The following is a 20,297-nucleotide window of genomic DNA, read 5'->3' on the forward strand; positions in this document are numbered from 1 at the left end:
AACGCTGGAATCAGCGCTCCACCCACCGGCCGCGCCTGGCTTCCTTACTTCTTGTGGGTATTGATGTAGTTGATGGCGTCGCCGACAGTCTTGATGTTCTCGGCCTCCTCGTCGGGAATCTCGACCTCGAACTCCTCTTCCATCGCCATCACGAGCTCCACGATGTCGAGGCTGTCAGCACCCAGATCCTCAATGAACTGGGACTCCGGCTTGATCTCATCCTCTCCCACCCCGAGCTGGTCGGCGATGATGGACTTGATCTTGGTTTCGATGGCTGAGGTCGACATACGTTCAAAATCCTCCAGGGAACCGTGTGGGGGCCCAGCGTACTTCCCAGGGCGCGGTCAGAAGCGGGCGCGGTATATCCCACGCCCGCCTGCAATCCAACCTTGGGCTACATGTACATGCCGCCATTTACCTTCAGAACTTCTCCGGTAATGTAGGACGCGGCGTCACTGGCCAGGAAAAGCACGGATTGGGCCACCTCTTCGGCGCCCCCCAGCCGGGCCAGGGGAATGGCGTCCACCATCCGCTTGCGCGTCTCCTCGGGCAGGGAGGCCGTCATGTCCGTGCCGATGAAGCCCGGGGACACGGCGTTCACCCGGATGTTCCGGCTGGCCAGCTCCTTGGCGATGGACTTCGTCAGGCCGATGAGGCCCGCCTTGGAGGCCGCGTAGGCCGCCTGCCCGCCATTGCCCGACTCGCCCACGATGGAGGTGAGGTTGACGATGGCCCCGCCCCGCTGCTTCATCATCGGGCGGCTGACGGCGCGGATGAGGGCAAACGCCCCCTTCAGGTTGGTGTCCAGCTGCTTGTCCCAGTCCTCGTCCTTCACGCGCATGACGAGGCCATCCACCGCCACGCCGGCGTTGTTGACGAGCACGTCCAGCCGGCCGTGCGCCTTGAGGATGCCCTCCACGGCGCTGGAGCACGCGGCGGTGTCCGCCACGTCGAACTTCAGGGCCTCGCCCTTGGCGCCCGCGGCCTGGATGAGCCCCAGCGTCTCCTGAGCGGCGGCCTCGTTGCCCGCGTAGTTGATGACGACCGTGGCGGCACCCGCCTGGGCGAACGCCACCGCGCACGCCCGGCCAATGCCCCGTGAACCCCCGGTAACCAGCACCACCTTGTCCTTGAACCCGCTCATGCGGCCCCCAGCGCCGCGAGCGTCTTCTCCAAGCTCGCGGAATCCTCGATGTTGAACGTCTCGATGTCCTTGTTGATGCGCTTGACGAGCCCGGCGAGCACCTTGCCCGGCCCCAACTCCACCACGCGCGTGACGCCCTGGGCGTGCAGCGCCTCGACGCATTCGATCCAGCGCACCGGGGCACTCACCTGCTCCAGCAGGAGCGGAACCACGCGGGAGGCATCGCTGTTGGGCCGGGCCTCCACGTTGGTCACCACGGGAATCCGGGGCGCGGACACCTTCACCTGGCCCAGCACCTCCGCGAGGAGCGGCTTCACCGGGTCCATCAGCGCGCAGTGGAAGGGGGCGGAGACCGGCAGGGGCAGCACGCGCTTGGCGCCCGCCTCCTTGAGCTTCGCCTCGGCGCGCGCCACCGCGGCGGCATGGCCGGCGATGACCGTCTGCTCCGGGGAGTTGTAGTTGGCCGGGGACAGCACCTCGCCCTCGGCGACCGCGTCACAGACGGCCTTCACCTTGTCCGGCTCCAGGCCGAGCACCGCCGCCATGGCCCCCGTCCCCACCGGGACGGACTCCTGCATGAAGGTTCCGCGCGCGCGCACCGAGCGCGCCGCATCCCCCAGCGTCAGGGCCCCCGCGGCCACCAGCGCGGAGTACTCGCCCAGCGAGTGCCCGGCGACGAAGGCCGGGGTGGGCCCGCGCTGGGCGAACACCGCGTGCACCGCCAGGGACACCGTGAGGATGGCCGGCTGGGTGTTGGCCGTGAGCTTCAGCTCGGCATCGGGCCCCTGGAAGCAGCGGGCCGAGAGCTTGTCACCCAAGACCTCATCCACCGCCTCGAAGACGGCCCGGGCCTCGGGGAACTTCTCGTAAAGGTCCTTCCCCATGCCGACCTTCTGACTGCCTTGCCCGGGGAAGACGAACGCGACCTTCGACATGTGTGGCTACTCCCTCCGTGTTACCAGCGCACCACCGAGCAACCCCACGTCATCCCGGCCCCGATGGCCATCATGGCGATGACGTCACCCCGCTTGAAGCGGCCGGCCCGGTGGGCCTCGTCCAGCGCCAGCGGGACCGAGGCCGCCGACGTGTTGCCGTATTTGTCGAGGTTGAGCCAGCATTTCTCCAGCGGGATCTCCAACCGGTGCATCACCGCCTCGAGGATGCGGATGTTGGCCTGGTGGGCGATGACGTGGTCCACCTGCGAGGGCACGAGCCCGTTGGCGCGCAGGCCCTCCAGGGTCACCTCCGTCAGCGTGCGCACCGCGCACTTGAAGACCTCGCGCCCGTTCATGGTCACCGTCTGCCGGTGGGCGCGGACGCCCTCCTCCGTCATCGGCTCCCGCGAGCCGCCGCCGGGGATGGCGAGGATCTCCGACAGCGTGCCGTCCGTCTTCAGGTGGGTGGACAGGATGCCGCGCCCCTCCTCCTCCGCCGGGGCCAGCACCATCGCGCCCGCCCCATCCCCGAACAGGATGCAGGTGTTGCGGTCCTCCCAGTTCAGGATGCGGGTGAAGAGGTCGGCGCCAATGACCAACGCCCGGCGGACCTTTCCGGTGCGCAGGAACTGCTCCGCCACGGACATGGCATAGAGCGCCCCGGCACAGGCCGCGCCCACATCGAAGGCGAAGGCGTTGACGGCCCCCAGCTTCGCCTGCACCAGCGCGGCACAGGAGGGCATGGGCATGTCCGCGGTCACGGTGCCCACGACGATGAGGTCGATCTCCTCCGGGCGGGTCCCCGCCATGGCCAGGGCTTGACGCGCGGCGGCAAGCGCCATGTCGCTGGTCGCCTCCCCCGGCGCAGCCCTCCGCCGTTGCTTGATGCCTGTGCGTTCCACAATCCAGGCATCAGAGGTGTCGACAGTCTTCTCTAGCTCCTGATTGGTGATGACCTGGGTCGGAGCGTATGAACCGGTTCCAATGATCTGCGCGAGCGCCACGGGAGACTCCCAAAGTGTCGTCGGACCCCAACGCACCGCAGGCAGTGTCTAATCGGAAATCTTGTTTCCTGTCGCCCTTTTTCCTCGTCTGCCGGGAAAGCATCCAGGCGCGCATTCCGCCGATGCATTGCGTCAGGCCCGCCCTGCCCCCTTCACGGCACACGTCTCCCATGGACTCCTCGCCGGAGCCCCTGGAAGACGTCTTCGGCCCTGACAGAGGACACACGGCCTCCGCTGCGGATGGGCCCTGGGCTCATCCGAAACAGAGGCCGACGATGACCGGCAGGAGGCCGACGGCTACTGCGTGGCGATGACCTCGCGGTCGCCGTAGTTGCCGCACGCGGCACAGGCGCGGTGGGGCAACACAGGCTCCTTGCACTTGGAGCACTTGATGACCTGCACAGCCGTCCGCAGGTTGCTGTTGGCCGCGCGGCGGCGGTCCCGGCGCATCTTCGACGTCCGCTTCTTGGGAACTCCCACGACTCACCTCGTCATCATCGGCTCCGTCCACCCTCGCGGGGTGCGAGGGACATAGGAGCCGTCAGTTCAGCTTGATATTCATCAACGGCGCTAGCCGGGGGTCTACAACCTTTGGCTGGCAGCCGCACGGCTTCTCGTTGAGGTTCTGGCCACACTGCGCACAGAGCCCCTTGCAGTCTTCACGGCAGACCGCACTCATCGGCAGGGCGAGCAATACCTGCTCCCGGACGATCGGATCCAGATCGATCGTCTTGCCGTTGAACAGTTCCTGGTCCGTGTCCTCCAAATCGAAGGTCCCGGCACGCTCACCCTGGCCACGGTCGTCCTCGGTGTCGCCCTTGCCGATCCCCTCACCCTTGGCGAGGGACTCGGGAACCAGGTTGAGGGTGAAGGACACCGGCACGTCCAGCGCCACGTCCGTCAGGCACCGCTTGCACGGCGCCGCCAGGTGGACGGTGAAGTTCGCCTGCAACAGCACCCCTCCGCTCACCTTCCGGAGGGAAGCATGCAGCGTCGAAGGCTGGGCTGCCCGGAAGCCGGTGTTCTGACCGGCCTCGCCCAATGCCTCTTGAAGGAGCTGGAGACCGATGGGCTCGTCCAGCTTCAGCCCCGTCTCTAGAATTTGTTCAATCTTTACGACCATCTACAAGGCTTCCAGGCAAAAGGGCGCGCAACATAGAGGGGGGTCTCCCAAAAGTCAACGCGCCGTCGTTGTCATTCCCTCCTCTATAACGGCCAGGCCCGCCTCTCGTGCGAGGGGGATCCTGCCCAAGTGGAGTCCCCTTCGGGCAGGCAGGCCCCTGGCAGCCCTCCCCGCCCCCGGCACGCCAGGCCTCCCCAAGGGTTTCCCCCGAAGCTTGGAGCCGCAGCGGCTTTCACATCGCTGTCACAATTGGATCTGCTAGTGCTCCCGCGCCAGGGGCCCCGGCCCCCTCCTTTTTCCAGGATGCGGAGAACACCATGGCGCGAATCCTGATCATCGAAGACGAGCAGGACCTCGCCGGACTCATCGAATACAACCTCCGGGCCGCGGGCTTCGACCCGGAGACGGCGAACACCGGCGCCGGGGGGCTCGCCAAGAGCCGCGCCCGGCTGCCGGACCTCGTGCTCCTGGACCTGATGCTCCCGGACATCTCGGGCCACGAGGTGCTCCGGATGCTGAAGAACGACCCCGGGCTGCGGGCCGTCCCCGTGGTCATCGTCAGCGCGAAAGGGCAGGAGGCCGACCGCATCCAGGGGCTGGAGATGGGGGCGGACGACTATGTGGTGAAGCCCTTCTCCGTCCGGGAGCTGATGCTCCGGGTCAAGGCGGTGCTGCGCCGGGCGGACACGGAGGAGGGGCCCGCCACCCAGCTCACCGCGGGGGACATCCAGCTGGACACCTCGCGGCACCAGGTGCGCGTCCAGGGCGAGGAAGTGGTCCTCACCGCCCTGGAGTTCCGCCTGCTGCACACCCTGCTGGAGCGCGGCGGCCGGGTGCAGACGCGCGAGATCCTCCTCTCGGACGTCTGGGGCATCCAGGCGGAGATTCACACCCGCACCGTGGACACGCACATCAAGCGCCTGCGCGAGAAGCTGGGCCCCGCGGGCGACATCATCGAGACGGTCCGGGGCGTGGGCTACAAGCTCAACCCTCCTTGAGGAGCCCGCCATGACCCTGCGCGCCGTGCTCCTCTCCCTCCTGTTGCCCGCGGCCGTGGTCATGCTGCTGCTCGTGGTCCTGGGCCAGCCTGGCACCGCCGTGGGCGCGGCCCTCGTCACCCTGGCCGGGTCCATCGCGGCCCATGTGGCCAACCGGGACCAGGTCCAGCGGCAGCTCCAGGCCCTCGCGAGCAAGACGCTGGAGCGCGCCGAGGGAAGCCCCCACCGCCCCCCGCCGGACCCGGAGCGGCTGGACGAGATGGCCAGCCTGGAGGGCGCGATCGACTCGCTCCACTCCCGGCTCACCACCCAGAACGTCCAGCGGACCCAGGAGACGCGCACCCTCACCGCCGTGCTGGATGGCATGATCGAAGGCATCTGGATCACCGATGCCGAGGGCACCGTCATCCGGCACAACGACGCCCTGCGGGAGATGCTCCAGCCGGGCAACGGGCCCATCGTGGGCCAGCGCCCCCTGGCCCTCATCCGCGACGAGGCCCTCAATGACGCCGTGGCCCGGGCTTGCCGGGAGGGCGCCTCGTCCCGCCTGGAGCTGACGCTGGAGGGGCTCTTTCCCCTCACGCTCGCCATCCGGGTGACGCCCCTGGGCCGGGACTTGCCCGGCAGCGCCGCCGTCTTCAACGACGTCACCGAGCTGCGCCGGCTGGAGAATGTCCGCAAGGACTTCGTGGCCAACGTCTCCCACGAGCTGCGCACCCCCATCACCGCCATCCGGGGCTACGCGGAGACGCTTCAGACCGGGGCCCTGCAGGACCCCGCCGTGGCCCCCAAGATGGTGGAAATCATCCACCGCCAGTCCGAGCGCCTCTCCGAGCTCGTCGAGGACCTGCTGGAGCTGTCCCGGCTCGAGTCGCGCGAGATGAAGCTCAAGTTCGCTGACGTGTCCCTCGCCATCGCCGCCTCCCGCGCCGCGGAGACGGTCAAACCCAAGGCCGAGGGCAAGAACATCCACCTGGAGCTGCACCTGTCCCCGGACCTGAAGGCCCGCGCGGACGAGCGGGCCATCGAGCAGGTGCTCCTCAACCTGCTCGACAACGCCGTCAAGTACACCCCGGCGGGCGGGCGGGTGGACGTGTCGGGAGGCCAGGAGAACGGGCGCTGCGTCGTCCGCGTGAAGGACACGGGGGTGGGCATCGAACCCAAGCACCTGTCACGCATCTTCGAGCGCTTTTACCGGGTGGACAAAGGTCGCAGCCGGGACATGGGCGGCACGGGCCTGGGCCTGTCCATCGTCAAGCACCTCCTGGGCGCCATGGACGGCGAGGTGAAGGTGGAAAGCCGCCCTAATGTCGGCAGTGTTTTCGTAATTTTTCTTCCAGCCACCCCCTCGGAGGCCACATCTGGGTAGGATGGGGTAACCATGCGGGTCGCGATCCTCGCGGACATTCACGGCAATCTCCCTGCCTGCGAGGCTGTCCTCGAGGACATCGAGCGGATGGCGCCCGACTACATCGTGGCCGCGGGAGACCTCGCGCTGCGCGGGGCCCACCCGCGCGAGACGGTGGAGCTACTGCTGGACCGCTGTGACTCCGTGCTGATGGGCAACACGGACTGCTACCTCGCGGGCAACTACCTGGGCGGCGCCTACCGCGAGCGCGACCACTGGAAGACCGAGCTGCTGCGCTGGACGCGGGACCAGCTGGGCGAGGCCCACCTCAAGACGCTGGGCGCCCTGCCCTTCTCCATGCGCTACACGCCGCGCAAGGGGCAGGACCTCTTCGTCTGCCACGCGAACCCGAAGAACCTCGAGGAGTCGCTGGACCCGACCCTCGATGAAATCTCCATCCGCCGCTTCTTCATGCACCTGGACGCGGCGGCGTGCGCCTTTGGCCACCTGCACTTCCCCTACCGCCGCCGGGTGGGCCGGATGCTCATCGCGGACGTGGCCAGCGCGGGCATTCCCCGGGATGGCGACCTGCGGCCCGCCTACGGCATCTTCACCTACACGCCCAAGGGCTGGCGCGTGCAGATCCGCCGGGTGCGCTACCCCGTCCGCAAGGCCACCCAGGCGCTCACCGCGCGCCGGGTTCCCGGCGGCCCCATCCTCATCCACAAGCTGGTAGAGGCGCGCTACCGCCACCACCACTCCCTACTCGAGGCGGCGCGCCGCCACTCGGGCCTGCCGCCCCCGGGGCCCGTGCTGAGGCCGCCCCCGGGGGCTCCGCCCCGGCGCCCCCCGCCTCCGGGCGTGCCCCCCACGGGGGACCTGGAGACAGAGCCGCCCGTGCCCCGCCAGGACGAGACGGAGGCCGCCGTGCTCCGCATGGAGGCGCTGGACTCCGTGGAGCTGCCCCCCGTGCAGGACATCGAGGCGGCGGAGGAGGCCTCCTTGTCCACTGGCACGACAGATCTCGACGGCTGACGGAACGGGACGCCGTTCGTCACGCACTTGTTTCCAGTGAGTCACGCAAGCACCCGCGGGGACGTGGAGATTGCGCGGTGCCATGTCCCACGTCCTCATCGTCGATGACGAGCGAGATCTCGCCGAGCTCATCGACTTCAATCTCCAGGCAGCCGGATTTTCCACCCGCGTCGCGGGCACGGGCGAGGCCGCCCTGGCCGCCGCCAGCGAACAGCCCCCCCAGCTCGTCCTGCTGGACCTGATGCTGCCCGACATCTCCGGCACGGAGGTGTGCCGGCAGCTGCGCACGAACGTGCTCACCCGCGACGTGCTCATCGTCATGCTCACCGCCAAGGGCGAGGAGGCCGACCGGGTGCGCGGCTTCGAGGTGGGGGCGGATGACTACGTCACCAAGCCCTTCAGCGTCCGGGAGCTGGTCTTGCGCATCAAGGCCGTCCTGCGCCGGGCCCTGCCCGCCAAGGAAGGCACGGCCCCCCTCGCGCTGGGGCCGCTCAAGCTCGATGTGGGCACCCACCGCTTCTACGTGGAGGGCAAGGAGGTGCTCCTCACGGCGCTCGAGTTCCGGCTCCTGGAGTACATGATGACGCGGCTGGGCCGCGTGCAGACCCGTGAGCAGCTCTTGGAGGAGGTCTGGGGCCTGTCCAGCAGCCTCGAGACGCGCACCATCGACACCCACGTGATGCGGCTGCGCGACAAGCTCGGCCCGGCGCGCCCGTACCTGGAGACCGTCCGGGGGGTCGGCTACCGCATCGTGGACCCCCAGCTCGCCTGAGCCGTCACCCATTTGTCACCTTCACGTCGTGAAACGGCCACAGGGCTCCCATAAGCCGCCCTCGCCACTGCACAAGCCCCACCAGGAGCGCCTCTCCCCATGAAGAAGTTCCTCGCGTCGCTGCTCGTCCTCCTCCCGTTCGTTCTTCCCGCCGCGGCCCAGGCAGGCACCCTCTCCGTCAAGGGCTCGGACACCATGGTCATCCTGGGCCAGCGCTGGGCCGAGGAGTTCATGAAGAAGAACGCCGCCACCAAGATCCAGGTCACCGGCGGAGGCTCGGGCACGGGCCTGGCGGCCCTCATCAACGGCACCACGGACATCGCCATGTCCAGCCGCCCCATCAAGGACGCGGAGAACGAGAAGGTGCGGGCCCAGGCCAAGGCCCCCGCCGAGCAGATCTCCGTCGCCAAGGACGGCGTCACCTTCTACGTGCACGAGAAGAACCCGCTGAATGCCCTGACGGTCGAGCAGCTCAAGGGCATCTACCTGGGCGACATCACCAACTGGAAAGACGTGGGCGGCGCCAATGCCCCCATCGTCCTCTACTCGCGCGAGAACTCCTCCGGCACGTACGTGTTCGTGAAGGACAACCTGCTCAACGGCGAGGACTACGCCGCCGAGGCGCAGACGCTGCCCGGCACCGCCGCGGTGGTCAACGCCATCACCAAGGAGAAGAACGGCATCGGCTACGGCGGCGCGGCCTACGCCAAGGGCATCAAGGAGCTGAAGGTCAAGGTGGGCACCGAGGAGATCGCCCCCTCCGCCGAGAACATCAAGAGCGGCAAGTACCCGCTCTCGCGCGACCTGTACTTCTACCTGCGCACCAAGCCTACCGGTGAAGTGAAGTCCTTCATCGACTTCGCCCTGTCCCCCGAGGGCCAGCAGATCGTCAACAAAGTCGGCTACTTCCCGGTGAAGTAGGCACCGTCACACGATTGTCACGCGAGGCTCCGGCACAGATGGATAGAGAGGCCCTCATGCAGCAGAGTCTCGCGGAAACCGTCGTGGTCCCGCAGTTGTCGCCGACGGCCCGGCGGCGGCAACTCCGGGAAAAAGCCATCGCGGGCTTCATCACCCTCATGGCTTTCACCGGCATCGCCGCGCTGGTGTTGATCATCGTCTTCGTCGCGAAGGAGGCGCTGGCGCTCTTCACGGACGCCCACGCCCAGCAGGAGGCGAGCCCCGCCAAGATGTTCCTGCCCCAGGTGGCCCGTGCAGGGAGGCCCGCGACCTTCACCTGGCAGCCGGTGTCCTCGGTGCCGAAGGTGAGCATGATTCCGCTCTTCATCGGCACGCTGAAGACGACGCTCGTCTCCATGCTGGTGGCGGTGCCGCTGGGCGTGGCCGGCGCGCTGTTCGCCGCGGAGTTCGCCCCCCGCAGGCTGCGGGAGTTCCTCAAGCCCATCATCGAGCTGCTGGCGGGCATCCCCTCGGTGGTGCTCGGCTTCTTCGCGCTGATGGTGCTGGCCACCTTCCTCCAGGACACCTTCGGCTTCACCTACCGGCTCAACGCGGTGGTGGCGGGCCTGGGGCTGGCGCTGGCCATCGTGCCCGTCATCTTCACCGTGGCCGAGGATGCGCTCACGGCGGTGCCCCGCAGCTACCGGGAGGCCTCCCTGGCCCTGGGCGCCACCCCCTGGGAGACCGCCTGGAAGGTGGTGCTGCCCGCCGCGGCCCCCGGCATCCTCGCCGCGTGCGTGCTGGGCTTCGGCCGCGCCATCGGCGAGACGATGATCATCCTGATGGCCTCGGGCAACGCGGCCATCGTCTCGGCGAACCTGGGAGACTCGGTCCGCTCGCTGTCGGCGACCATCGCGGCGGAGATGGGCGAGGTGGTGGTCGGCAGCCCCCACTACTCGCTGCTGTTCTTCATCGGCGTGGAGCTGTTCGTCTTCACCTTCATCCTGAACATGGTGGCCTCCGCCTGGACGAAGCGCGTCCTCAAGCGGCTCACCGGGGGCGCCTCGTGAAGCACGCCACTCGCCGCACGGTGGGGGCCGCCCTCACCTCCCTCACGGGCCTGGCCGCGCTGCTCATCGTGGCCATGCTCGCCCTCATCCTCCTGGATGTCCTCCGCGGGGGCGCGGGCCACGTCACCTGGGAGTTCCTCTCCCAACCTCCCTCCGACGGCATGATGCGCGGGGGCATCTTCCCGGCCCTCTACGGCACGGCGGCGCTGACCCTGCTGATGACCCTGGCGGTGATGCCCGTGGGCGTGCTCACCGCGGTCTACCTGCACGAGTACGCCTCACCGGACTCGCGGCTGGCGCGCTGGGTGCGGGTGGCGATCGTCAACCTGGCGGGGGTGCCCTCCATCGTCTTCGGCCTGTTCGGCCTGGGCTTCTTCATCCACTTCATCGGCGGCGGCATGGACCGCGCGCTGGGCTACCAGACCATGCACTGGGCCCAGCCGAGCATCCTCTGGGCCTCGCTCACCCTGGCGGTGCTGACCCTGCCCGTGGTCATCGTCTCCACGGAGGAGGCCCTGCGCGCGGTGCCCCTGGACCACCGCACCGCGAGCCTCGCCCTGGGCGCCACCCAGTCGCAGACGCTCCTCCGGGTGGTGCTGCCGGGCGCGTTGCCGGGCATCCTGACGGGGGCGGTGCTGGCGGTGTCCCGCGGCGCCGGCGAGGTGGCCCCCATCCTCTTCACGGGCGCGGCCTACTTCCTGCCGGATCTGCCCACGTCGCTGAACTCCCAGTTCATGCACCTGGGCTACCACACGTACGTGCTCGCCACGCAGTCCCCCGACATCGAGGCCACCCGCCCGCTGCTCTACGCCACGGTGCTGGTGCTGCTGATGCTCACCTTTGCCCTCAACCTCGTCGCGGTCGTCATCCGGACCCGGACCCGCCGGCGCGCCGCAAACGCCCACTGAGACGCCGTTCATGACCTTCCAGCCGAACAGCCCGCGCATCAAGATGGAGGCGCGGGCCCTGACCCTCCGCTATGGCTCCAAGGTGGCCATCCGCGAGGTGAGCCTCACCATCCCCGAGCACCAGGTGACGGCGATGATTGGCCCCTCGGGGTGTGGCAAGTCCACCTTCCTGCGCTCGCTCAACCGGATGAATGATCTCATCCCCCACACGCACCACACCGGCACCATCCTGCTGGATGGCACGAGCATCCACGACCGGAACGTGGACGTGGTGGACCTGCGCCGCCGCGTGGGCATGGTGTTCCAGAAGTCGAACCCCTTCCCCAAGTCCATCTTCGAGAACGTGGCCTACGGCCTGCGGGTGGGCGGGCTGAAGAACAAGGCGGATCTGGCCACGCGAGTGGAGAAATCCCTCCGGAGCGCGGCGCTCTGGGACGAGGTGAAGGACCGGCTCGAGGACAGCGCCCTGGGGTTGTCGGGCGGCCAGCAGCAGCGCCTGTGCATCGCGCGCGCCCTGGCGGTGGAGCCCGAGGTGCTCCTCATGGACGAGCCGGCCAGCGCCCTGGACCCCATCGCCACCGCGAAGATCGAAGAGCTCATCTACGTCCTGAAGGCCACGTACACCATCGCCATCGTCACCCACAACATGCAGCAGGCGGCCCGGGTCAGCGACCGGACCGCTTTCTTCTACATGGGTGAATTGGTGGAATGCGGCCCGACGGAGCAGATTTTCACGAACCCGCGTGAGAAGCGCACCGAGGACTACGTCACCGGGAAGTTCGGGTAGGAACGAGGAACACGAATGCCGGCGACCCATACCGACAAAGCGTTTGAGCAGGACCTGCGGGATTTGCGCGAGCGGCTGCTGGCCATGGGGGCCAAGGTCGAGGCGCTCATCGCGGGCAGCGTGAGGGCCCTCACCGAGCGGGATTCCGTGCTGGCCGAGAAGGTCATCCAGTCCGACAAGGACGTGAACCGCCTGGAGGTGGAGATCGACGATCTCTGCCGCCGCATCCTGGCCCTGCGCCAGCCCGCGGCGAGCGATCTGCGGCTCATCACCACGGCCCTGAAGATCGTCACCGACCTGGAGCGCATCGGGGACCTGGCGGTGAACATCGCCGAGCGGGCCAATGACCTGAACCAGGTGCCGCCCCTGGCGCCCTACGTGGACACGCCGAAGCTGGCGGAGCTCGCCCAGCAGCAGGTGAAGAAGGCGCTGGATGCCTTCGTCTCCAACGACGTGGCCAAGGCGGAGGAAGTGCTGCGGGGCGATGACCTGCTGGATGCCCTCTTCCTGAAGATCTTCAACGAGCTGCTCGCCTACATGATGGAGGACTCCAGGAACATCCGGCGGGCCACGGCGCTGATGTTCATCGCCAAGCACCTGGAGCGCATCGGCGACCACGCGCTGAACGTGGCGGAGATGGTCGTCTACATGGTGCGTGGCAAGGACATCCGCCACCCGCTGAGCCGGAACCTGACCGTGGAGTAGCGGCGGCGGCGGTATGACACACCGCCGTCACCCCGTTTTTCCGCAGCCGCCGCGAGCAAGTCGCGGGGCTGTCGCCGGGCTCTTCTAGCGTTCGGGGCAGGTCGCGCGATGACCGCGTGCCGCTCCGGAAACCACGCATGCCCGTTGCCTCCCTGCTGCTGTTCTCCGCCGCCGCCCTGGGACTGCTCGCCTTGGCCGTGCAGTTCCTCTTCGTCCTGCGCCACCGGCCCCGCTCCCACCAGGCCCTGCCCCGCGCGGCCACCGCCTCCCCGGGCATCTCCATCCTCAAGCCGCTGTGCGGCGTGGACGATGACCTGGAGGCCAACCTGGAGCAGTTCGCCACGCTGGACTACCCCCGGTACGAGGTCATCCTCGGGGTGAAGGACCGGACGGACCCCGCCTATGCGCTGGCCCGGGCGGCCGTCGCCCGCTGGCCTCACGTGATGAAGCTGGCGATCCAGGAAGGCGAGCCCGGCCTCAACCCCAAGGTGAACCAGCTCATCACGCTCTCCGCAGAGGCCCGGTATGACCTCTGGGTGATCAGCGACTCGAACGTGCGCGTGTCCCCGGGCTACCTGCAGGAGATCGCGGACGGGTTCGAGGACCCGGACACCGGCTGCGTCACGCACCCCATCGCGGGCGTCGGTGAGCGGACCGTGGGCTCGTTGATGGACAACCTGCACCTGGCCTCCAGCGCGGCGGCCGGGGTGATTACCGCCAAGCACCTGGCGGGAAAGGACATCGTGGTGGGCAAGTCCATGGCCTTGCGGCGGGAAGACGTGGAGGCGCTGGGAGGCTTCTTCTCCGTCAAGGACGTGCTCGCGGAGGACTTCGTCATCGGCCTCTGGATCACCCGCAAGCTGGGCAAACGCGTGGTGGTCGCCCGGACGCCGGTCTTCAATGTCTCGCTGCGCAAGCGCGTGGGAGACTTCTTCAAGCGGTACCTGCGCTGGAGCGTCATCCACCACATGTCCGTGTCCACGCCCATGTACCTGGCCCAGGGCCTGCTCAACCCGGCCCCCCTGGCCCTGCTCGCCGCCCTGCTCGCCCCCTCCCCTGAGGCCCTTGCCATGGCCGGAGCGGTGGCATGCCTGAAGGCCCTGCTGGATGTGGCGGTGTTCCGCCTCCTGCGCCCGGACCCGGTCTCCTGGGGCGCGCTGCCGGTCGTCTTCCTCAAGGACGCGCTGCTCTTCGTGGCGTGGTGCAATGGCCTGTTCAGCCGGACGGTCCAGTGGCGCGGGACACGGCTCCGCGTGCTTCCGGGCACCCGGCTGGCTGCGGCGGCTGTCCCCAGCAGCCCCGCCCTCGTCCCCGCCGAGGTGGCAGCCCGCGAGGAGTTGCTCGCGGGCTAGCGCCTCGCCGTCCGCCTCTCTGCCTGGCTGCTTAACAGCCAGCGCAGAGCGCCCGGTTCCCGGAAGCCTGCTCTCCGGACCAGCACACCCCATTCTAATGAGCCGAATGACGGAGGGACGGCACCGGGTTCATTTCTCATCGAGGGGAGGTTCTTTGAGTCGACCGATGGCGGACGATGCACGCAAGGTCTTGGTCGTGGACGACGACGCGGACTGGAGGGAGTTCCTGAGGGTCTGCCTCGAAGAGCTCGGCTACGAAACCATTGAGGCGGCCGATGGGCACGAGGCCCTGGCCTCGCTCACCCGGGAACGGTGCGGCGTCATGCTGCTGGACCTGAACATGCCGGGAATGAGCGGCCTGGAGGTCGTCGAGCGGCTGCCCCGGAATGCCTCCCCCCGCATCGTCTTCCTGACCTCCGCGGCGGCCCAGGACGTGGGCAGCGCGCTGCTCTCCGGCCCCCACTATTACCTGCCCAAGGGCGCCAGCCGGGACGAACTCTCGCTCCTCCTTCAGTCACTGGATGCCTGAGGGCTGCGTCTCAGCTCCCATCACGAGAGCCCGAGCTTCTTCATCCGGTCCTTGAGGGTGTTGAGCGCGATCCCCAACTCCTGGGCGGCCCGCGTCTTGTTGCCTTGATGCTTCTCCAGCATGGACCGGATGTCCGCTTCCGTCAGATCGCCGGGCCGCTTGCGCACCGGTGGCGCGGGCACCTCGGGTCCTGAAGCCGCTGGCATCCCGGATGCCAGCGGAGGAGCTGCGGCCGAGGCGCCAAAGCCAATTCTGCGCTGAAGCAGGTAGGCCTTCACCGCCTCCAGGGTGATCACCAGCCGCGAGGCACCCATGCCATCAATGGAACGCGCCGCCACTTCGCGGGCCACCACGGCCTTCACGGTGGCTTCCAGCTCGCGGATCTGCCCTGGCCAATCGACCTGTTGCAGGTAGGCGATGGTGTCGCTGGTGAACCTGGCGTCGTACTGCTGCTCTGTCTTCAGACGGTGGAGGAAGTCCTCCACGAGGTTCGGGATGTCGTCCCGCCGCTCCTCCAAGGTCGGCAGAACAATCACATCCCCGGCCGCCAAGCGTTGAGCCAGGTCCGGCCGCAGCCCTGTCTGCTGCAGAGGAGTTTTCGAGGCGGAGATGAGCCGGAAGCGCGGCGGCGGCTCCCGCGAGTCAGGTACCGCGCCCAGCGGGGCCAAGCTCCCCGAGCCTTCCAGCACGTCGATCAGGAAGTCCTGGGCCGCGGGCGGAAGAAACTCCACCTCGTCCAGGAAGAGCGTCCCCCCATTGGCCACATAGAACTTGCCCACCCGCGCGAACGCGGCCCCCGTGAACGCCCCCTTCACGTGCCCGAGCAGCTCGCTGTGCAACATGCTGGCGTCCTGGGGGAGCCGGCCGCAGTTGAGGTTGACGAAGTTCCCATCCAGCCGGCTCCGGCTGTGAATCTCCCGTGCGATGAACGTCTTCCCCGTACCGGACTTGCCGAGGATGAACACCGGGAGCAGGTGCCGCGTGCAGATGTTGATCGAGCGCTCCAGCCGCGCTGCCGCCGCGGACCCCTCCTGCCCAGGACGCGGCCCCGCGATCAGCCCCTCTGGCACCTCGGCCAGCAGCAGAATCCGGCTGCGCCCGTTGCCCAGCAAGATGACGTTGCCCGCCTCGACGACCCAGTCCTGCGAGGCGCTCATCAATTGGAAGAACTCGCGCTCGTCTCCCGGAAAGGGAACTTCCGCCTCGCCCAGGAAGCTCTGGTTTCGCGAGTTGAGATCCCGGTACACCCACCGGTGATCCTCCCGAAAGGCCAGGCGGCCGTGCTGGCGCGAAACAGCGTCATGGGCAAATACCACCGTGGACTCCGGGGCCCGCCCGAACACGTAGGAGCGATCCGGGTAGAGGGGGATGATCAAATCCGGCACCCCCTCGCGCTGAACACGCAGGGCCTTGGGCTCGCGGTAGGGCGCACGTGAGAGCGGCGCGGGCGTCACAGCCCCACGGGCAACCCGCTCCCGGCGCGTCAGAACGGCGCTCTGGAATGGGGACTCCTTCTCTGAAGGAGCCTGAAGCGTGGTGGGAATGGGAATGAACGCCGTCCGATCAAGCGACGGGCCTGGAGCGGCTGCCGCTTGCGGCTCCTCCAGCGGCGTGGGCTGCTTCACCTTCGGGTCATCGCCGCTCGTCATGGAAGCCCTCGTGGGAGACGCTGCCCATCAACTTTGCTGTCAATCTTGACAGGCAAGGGGAGCAGCTGTCCTCGCCCCCAGCGAAAGAGCCTCCAACTCGTTGAAATCACTGCATCTCCCCCACTCTGAAGGGAGCGGCACGCCCCATGCTTTGACAGCCCTCAGGGGATGAAAACTGCCTGCTTCCCCGAGCAGGAGAGCCTGGAGCGCACGTGTTCAACATTTCGGTGGTGAATGGCCAAACGCGGCTCACGATGAAGGGCACGCTGGCCAGCCGGGAGATCCTGGTCGGCCGCTCGCCGAAGTGTGCCCTCTTGCTCCGGGACGAGACCGTCTCGGGCGTCCACTGCCGCCTGATCGCCGTCGAGGGCGGAGCCATCGTCTCGGATGCGGGCTCAACGAACGGAACGTTCCTCAATGGCGAGCTCGTGGTCCGCCCCACGATGATGACCGCGGATGACGAGCTGCGCGCCGGGCCCTATGTGCTGAGGGTGCAGTCCTTGGTGGGCGGGGCGGCGAACACGTTCTCCACGCCGGTACGGACGGAACGCCCGGGGCGCATCGCGCCGCCGCTGCCCGCCGAAGCCCGTCCTGAAGGGAGACGTCCGCTGCCCGAGGATCGTCCCACGGAGCTTCAGATCTCTCAGGCTCAGGTGTTTTGGAGGATCCTGGGCGTCCATGGGCCCGTCACCTTGGAACAGGCCCGCGCCGCTTACGAAGCGCAGTTGAAGGAATGCCGCCCCGACACGGTGTCGGAACTCAACCCGCTGCTGCACGCGCTGTCCGAACAGCGGATCCGGGAGATCGAGTTCGCCTGGGAGTACGTTCAGCGGCTGCTCCGCCGGACGCGAGACGCCGCCTGAATCAAGAGACTCAGCGACTCGAAGGAGAACCGAAAATGGAATGGACGAGCAATGGCGAGTACGAACACCCTAAGAGCTCCTAACAAAAGTCAGGTTTGAAGGCCCCGGAAGAGTATCAGGCAGCAGCCGAGCACGAGGAGGGCGAAGTGGACATCGTCCCGGCGTTCATCCCGCACGCGCAGGCGCCGCAGCTGGTTGAGCCACGCGTTGGTGCGCTCCACCACCCAGCGGTGGCGCCCCAGCCGCTGCTTCGACTCGATGCCGGGCCGTGCGATGCGGGCAGTGATGCCGCGACGGCGCAGGCCCCGGCGGTTCTTGCGCGAAGAGTACGCCTTGTCCGCATGCAGCTTGCCGGGCCGATGCCGGGGGCGACCGTGGGGCTGCTTCACCTCGGGCACCGCATCCAACAGGGGGAACAGCTCGTGGGTGTCGTGGACGTTGGCTCCAGTCAGGCTCTCAGCCAGGGGCAGGCCCTTTCTGTCGACGAGAAGATGATGCTTGCTACCCGCCTTCGCTCGGTCCGTCGGGTTCTTGCCCGTGAGGGCCCCCCTTTTGAAGCTCGGACACTCGAGGAGTCTATCGAGGTGCGACTGAAGTCCACCTGGCCCTGCTCTCCCAGCTCGTTGAGCAGCACGCGCTGCAGTTGCTTGAACACCCCGGCGCGCGTCCATTGCTCCAGGCGTCGCCAAGCCGTCATCCCCGACAGGCCGAACTGCTTGGTCGGCAGCATCTCCCAGGGGATGCCGGTCCTGAGCACGAAGATGATGGCCTCCAAAGCAGCTCGGTCCTCGGCACGGGGGCGGCCGGGCTTCTTCTTCTTCTTGGGAACCGGAAGCAGCGGAGCGATCCGCTCCCATAGCGCGTCCGGTACGAGGTCGCGAGCCATGGACCCCAGATGCTCATGGCCCGGTTCTCCGGCTACCCTCCCTTTCAAACCTGACTTTTGTTAGGAGCTCAACAGCAAGAAAAAGTACCCGTAACGTCCAACTTGGCAGTGATTGAAGGATGGGTACACCAGCGGGTCAAACTGCAAGTCGATGCTGGAGTCACGCGAATCTGAGAGGTCTATTTTAAGGGGGCGGGAGCCCATGAATGGCACGGAATGCGGATGATTCCCTTGGAGGCGATGCACTTTCATCGGGCGTCACGGCTCGTCCGCCATGTCATCGAGCTGCTCTTGGGCAAGCACTCGGTAGTAAGGCACCACTTCGACAGCCAGCACGTCACGCATTTCCTGGCGCGCGCCATCGAACTCCCCAGATGTTTGGAGGCGCCACATTCGATGGAGCGCGTCTGTCAGCCTGTTGGAACCGTCCGCGATTCGGCGCTCCGCCTCACCTATCAGCGCCAGCGCTCCAGCTTCGGTCCTCAAAGCGGCTTCGGCATCGGGGATGGCAACCTCCCGTGCAGTGCGAAGGAGCAAAGCGCGTACGTCGTCCGTGAGCACGAGGGGAGCGTTGTCGCGCAGGGTCCGGCGTGCAAGTGCTCGAAAGGGTCCCCAATCGGGCTGGGCAGCATCCATTGATCAGTGCCTTCACTTTTTCGGACGGCACATGTCAAGGGGCCAGTCATACTGGCCTTCGCAGCGGCGCAAGCAGTCGTAGCAGGGGCCCATGAAACGCCCCTCTTTACAGTCCCCGTAATTCCGAATGCATCGCCGTTTCCACTCAGGCAGATGAGCATTGTGGGAATCGTCCCATTCCTTTCTCATCGCCCATGTCCGTTTCGGAAATGACAGCCGTCGTGGCGGCACCTGCCGCAGCGGCTGTACCCAAGATACCAGCGGCTTCGGCTGCGGTGAGGCCGCACGCGGCGGGGTTGCCTGGATGGGCCTCGATTCAGCATGTCTCACTGTCCATACAAGCACTGGCAGTGGTGACGCAACTCATAGAGAACGTCACCACCAAAATCGCAAGCCGTCGCCAGCAAGGCGCGTTGTTCCTGATCGTGATGGGCATGCCCCCTACTGAAGCGCCCGTCTGTCGACGCTTCCAAACTTGATGCTGACTCCAGGCCATTGTTTGAGCCTGCCCCACCCAATCGGGGCAAGCCCAGTTCACGATCTTCAAAGCGCGGTGTTCGCATACAGTTGGCCCTATGCCGACTTGCCAACAGTAGAGCATTCTCAATAGAAAACAACCACTGACGCCGACCTCTCAGAGGAGTTGTGGTCACTCCGAGGTGTTTCCAGATGAGAAGCCATTGAAACACTGGGCTCCGCCTCGGGCCGCATGTCCGGTTCAAAGGCCTTCCAGGCACTCAAGCGAGCCTCGTCCTACCGGTAGCTAGCCCGGATCGGTCACAGCGGGCACGGAGATAGGGCTGGTGTCGCAGCGGAGCCTGCTGGTGACCTCGGGCTTTGCCTCGCGGCGGTTCTGGTTTCTGCAACAGGCAAAGCGCGGCCCTCTCCCGCCGGAGTCGGGGCCCGCGTGAGGTTGTCAAAGAGCAGCGGGCGTCAGGAAGGGGCGGGGACGGTGCGCAGCTGTTCCGCGATGCGAGCGAAGAGGTCTTTCACCGGGGCTGCGGCGCTTAGCGAGAGGACGACGCGGCGGACGCTGACGCGCACGAGGGCGGCCACCTTCAGCAGCTTGAGCCGAAGGGTGCCCACCTGCGCGCGCTCAAGCTCGGTGCCCTTCAGGCCGAAGTGGCGCAGCAGGTTGAGCAGCACGTAGGCCACGGAGGCAAACCACAGGCGCAGCTGGTTGGCCCGCATCGTGTGGGCACTCGTCCGGTCGGCGAAGAGGCCCAGCTGCTGCTCCTTGATGCGGTTCTCCATGTCGCCTCGGGCGCAGTAGAGCTCCTCGTAGAGCGCCCGCGCCAAGTGCTGCTCCTCGCAAAAGGACGTCACCACGAAGCGCGGGTTGTGCTTGTCGCCCAGCCACTCGGCCTTGGCCACCACGCGCCGCTCCCGCGTCCACGAGTCGCGTGTCTGGTAGCGCAGCTCGCGGTAGGCGCGCGTCGGCGCTCCCTCTCGCTCCTCGCGCGACACCTCTCGCACCAGCTCCAGGTCCGCCGCAATCATCCCCTCCAGCCGCTTGTTTCGGGCCAGGCCGAAGACGTAGTCGACGCCGTTCTCCTCGCACCAGGTCATGAGGTCATCTCGCGCGAAGCCCGAGTCGGCGCGCAGCACCAGCCGGGTGGTGGGCCAGCGCTCGCGGATGTGGGCCACCAGCCG

Annotated in this window: 22 protein-coding genes; 12 read left to right on the top strand and 10 right to left on the bottom strand. The window is 67.4% G+C overall.

Annotation, left to right across the window (positions count from 1 at the left end):
* Window positions 1-44 precede the first annotated feature (44 nt).
* From acpP to KY661_RS31970, 6 genes are all read right to left on the bottom strand, one after another.
* Window positions 45-287, bottom strand: coding sequence for an acyl carrier protein (gene acpP, locus KY661_RS31945; RefSeq protein ID WP_075011178.1), 243 nt, complete (start codon window positions 285-287; stop codon window positions 45-47).
* A 107-nt stretch (window positions 288-394) separates the two neighbouring features.
* Entirely contained in the window at window positions 395-1,144 is a 750-nt protein-coding gene (gene fabG / locus KY661_RS31950) for a 3-oxoacyl-[acyl-carrier-protein] reductase (RefSeq protein ID WP_075011177.1), read from the bottom strand.
* Complete coding sequence (gene fabD, locus KY661_RS31955) at window positions 1,141-2,079, bottom strand: ACP S-malonyltransferase (protein ID WP_075011176.1); 939 nt, start codon at window positions 2,077-2,079, stop codon at window positions 1,141-1,143. Before fabD ends, fabG begins: the two co-directional genes overlap by 4 nt.
* Window positions 2,080-2,099: 20 nt before the next feature.
* Window positions 2,100-3,119 carry a beta-ketoacyl-ACP synthase III gene (locus tag KY661_RS31960; protein ID WP_317987317.1) on the bottom strand — a complete coding sequence of 340 codons (1,020 nt, stop codon included), beginning with the start codon at window positions 3,117-3,119 and terminating at the stop codon, window positions 2,100-2,102.
* 261 nt (window positions 3,120-3,380) lie between these two features.
* Window positions 3,381-3,563 (bottom strand): 50S ribosomal protein L32, encoded by a 183-nt coding sequence (rpmF, locus tag KY661_RS31965; protein ID WP_075011174.1) that lies wholly within the window; start codon window positions 3,561-3,563, stop codon window positions 3,381-3,383.
* A 61-nt stretch (window positions 3,564-3,624) separates the two neighbouring features.
* Complete coding sequence (locus KY661_RS31970; RefSeq protein WP_225413807.1) at window positions 3,625-4,206, bottom strand: YceD family protein; 582 nt, start codon at window positions 4,204-4,206, stop codon at window positions 3,625-3,627.
* A gap of 317 nt (window positions 4,207-4,523) precedes the next feature.
* Between KY661_RS31970 and KY661_RS31975 the strand changes: the two genes are divergently transcribed.
* From KY661_RS31975 to KY661_RS32025, 11 genes are all read left to right on the top strand, one after another.
* Window positions 4,524-5,204 (top strand): response regulator, encoded by a 681-nt coding sequence (locus KY661_RS31975; protein WP_075011172.1) that lies wholly within the window; start codon window positions 4,524-4,526, stop codon window positions 5,202-5,204.
* A gap of 10 nt (window positions 5,205-5,214) precedes the next feature.
* On the top strand, window positions 5,215-6,573 hold the full coding sequence (locus tag KY661_RS31980; RefSeq protein WP_225413808.1) for a sensor histidine kinase: 1,359 nt from the start codon (window positions 5,215-5,217) through the stop codon (window positions 6,571-6,573).
* Window positions 6,574-6,585: 12 nt separating this feature from the next.
* Window positions 6,586-7,587: a metallophosphoesterase family protein gene (locus KY661_RS31985; RefSeq protein WP_075011170.1), complete on the top strand. Its 1,002-nt coding sequence runs from the start codon at window positions 6,586-6,588 to the stop codon at window positions 7,585-7,587.
* 82 nt (window positions 7,588-7,669) lie between these two features.
* Window positions 7,670-8,359, top strand: a complete 690-nt coding sequence (locus KY661_RS31990) for a response regulator (RefSeq protein ID WP_225413809.1) — start codon at window positions 7,670-7,672, stop codon at window positions 8,357-8,359.
* Between the two features lie 99 nt (window positions 8,360-8,458).
* The gene (locus KY661_RS31995; protein ID WP_225413810.1) at window positions 8,459-9,280 is read left to right on the top strand and encodes a phosphate ABC transporter substrate-binding protein; all 822 of its coding nucleotides are present in this window, start codon (window positions 8,459-8,461) and stop codon (window positions 9,278-9,280) included.
* Between the two features lie 38 nt (window positions 9,281-9,318).
* A complete protein-coding gene (gene pstC / locus KY661_RS32000) occupies window positions 9,319-10,329 on the top strand; it encodes a phosphate ABC transporter permease subunit PstC (protein ID WP_083423562.1) in 1,011 nt (336 codons plus the stop codon).
* The gene (gene pstA, locus KY661_RS32005; RefSeq protein WP_225413811.1) at window positions 10,326-11,237 is read left to right on the top strand and encodes a phosphate ABC transporter permease PstA; all 912 of its coding nucleotides are present in this window, start codon (window positions 10,326-10,328) and stop codon (window positions 11,235-11,237) included. Before pstC ends, pstA begins: the two co-directional genes overlap by 4 nt.
* A 43-nt stretch (window positions 11,238-11,280) precedes the next feature.
* Window positions 11,281-12,024, top strand: a complete 744-nt coding sequence (gene pstB / locus KY661_RS32010; protein ID WP_225413821.1) for a phosphate ABC transporter ATP-binding protein PstB — start codon at window positions 11,281-11,283, stop codon at window positions 12,022-12,024.
* A gap of 15 nt (window positions 12,025-12,039) precedes the next feature.
* Window positions 12,040-12,729, top strand: a complete 690-nt coding sequence (gene phoU, locus KY661_RS32015) for a phosphate signaling complex protein PhoU (RefSeq protein WP_225413812.1) — start codon at window positions 12,040-12,042, stop codon at window positions 12,727-12,729.
* 137 nt (window positions 12,730-12,866) lie between these two features.
* Window positions 12,867-14,081 (top strand): ceramide glucosyltransferase, encoded by a 1,215-nt coding sequence (locus KY661_RS32020; protein WP_225413813.1) that lies wholly within the window; start codon window positions 12,867-12,869, stop codon window positions 14,079-14,081.
* A gap of 166 nt (window positions 14,082-14,247) precedes the next feature.
* Window positions 14,248-14,610, top strand: coding sequence for a response regulator (locus KY661_RS32025; protein ID WP_225413814.1), 363 nt, complete (start codon window positions 14,248-14,250; stop codon window positions 14,608-14,610).
* A 20-nt stretch (window positions 14,611-14,630) separates the two neighbouring features.
* Here the strand turns inward: KY661_RS32025 and KY661_RS32030 are convergent, their stop codons facing one another.
* Complete coding sequence (locus KY661_RS32030) at window positions 14,631-16,259, bottom strand: sigma-54-dependent Fis family transcriptional regulator (protein WP_225413815.1); 1,629 nt, start codon at window positions 16,257-16,259, stop codon at window positions 14,631-14,633.
* Between the two features lie 212 nt (window positions 16,260-16,471).
* Here KY661_RS32030 and KY661_RS32035 point away from each other — a divergent pair, with 212 nt between their 5' ends.
* The gene (locus KY661_RS32035) at window positions 16,472-17,122 is read left to right on the top strand and encodes an FHA domain-containing protein (RefSeq protein WP_225413816.1); all 651 of its coding nucleotides are present in this window, start codon (window positions 16,472-16,474) and stop codon (window positions 17,120-17,122) included.
* Window positions 17,123-17,211: 89 nt separating this feature from the next.
* Here the strand turns inward: KY661_RS32035 and KY661_RS32040 are convergent.
* From KY661_RS32040 to KY661_RS32050, 3 genes are all read right to left on the bottom strand, one after another.
* A protein-coding gene (locus KY661_RS32040; RefSeq protein WP_225413817.1) for an IS5 family transposase occupies window positions 17,212-18,008 on the bottom strand; the annotation gives its coding sequence in 2 pieces (ribosomal slippage) (window positions 17,212-17,678 and window positions 17,678-18,008; 798 coding nt in all).
* A gap of 258 nt (window positions 18,009-18,266) precedes the next feature.
* Window positions 18,267-18,644: a DUSAM domain-containing protein gene (locus KY661_RS32045; protein WP_225413818.1), complete on the bottom strand. Its 378-nt coding sequence runs from the start codon at window positions 18,642-18,644 to the stop codon at window positions 18,267-18,269.
* Window positions 18,645-19,577: 933 nt separating this feature from the next.
* Window positions 19,578-20,297, bottom strand: a 720-nt coding sequence (locus KY661_RS32050; protein ID WP_225413819.1) for an IS1380 family transposase, incomplete at its 5' end; no start/stop codon positions are given.

This window comes from Allostigmatella hybrida, assembly GCF_020103775.1.
GTDB classification, from domain to species: Bacteria; Myxococcota; Myxococcia; order Myxococcales; family Myxococcaceae; genus Hyalangium; species Hyalangium aurantiaca.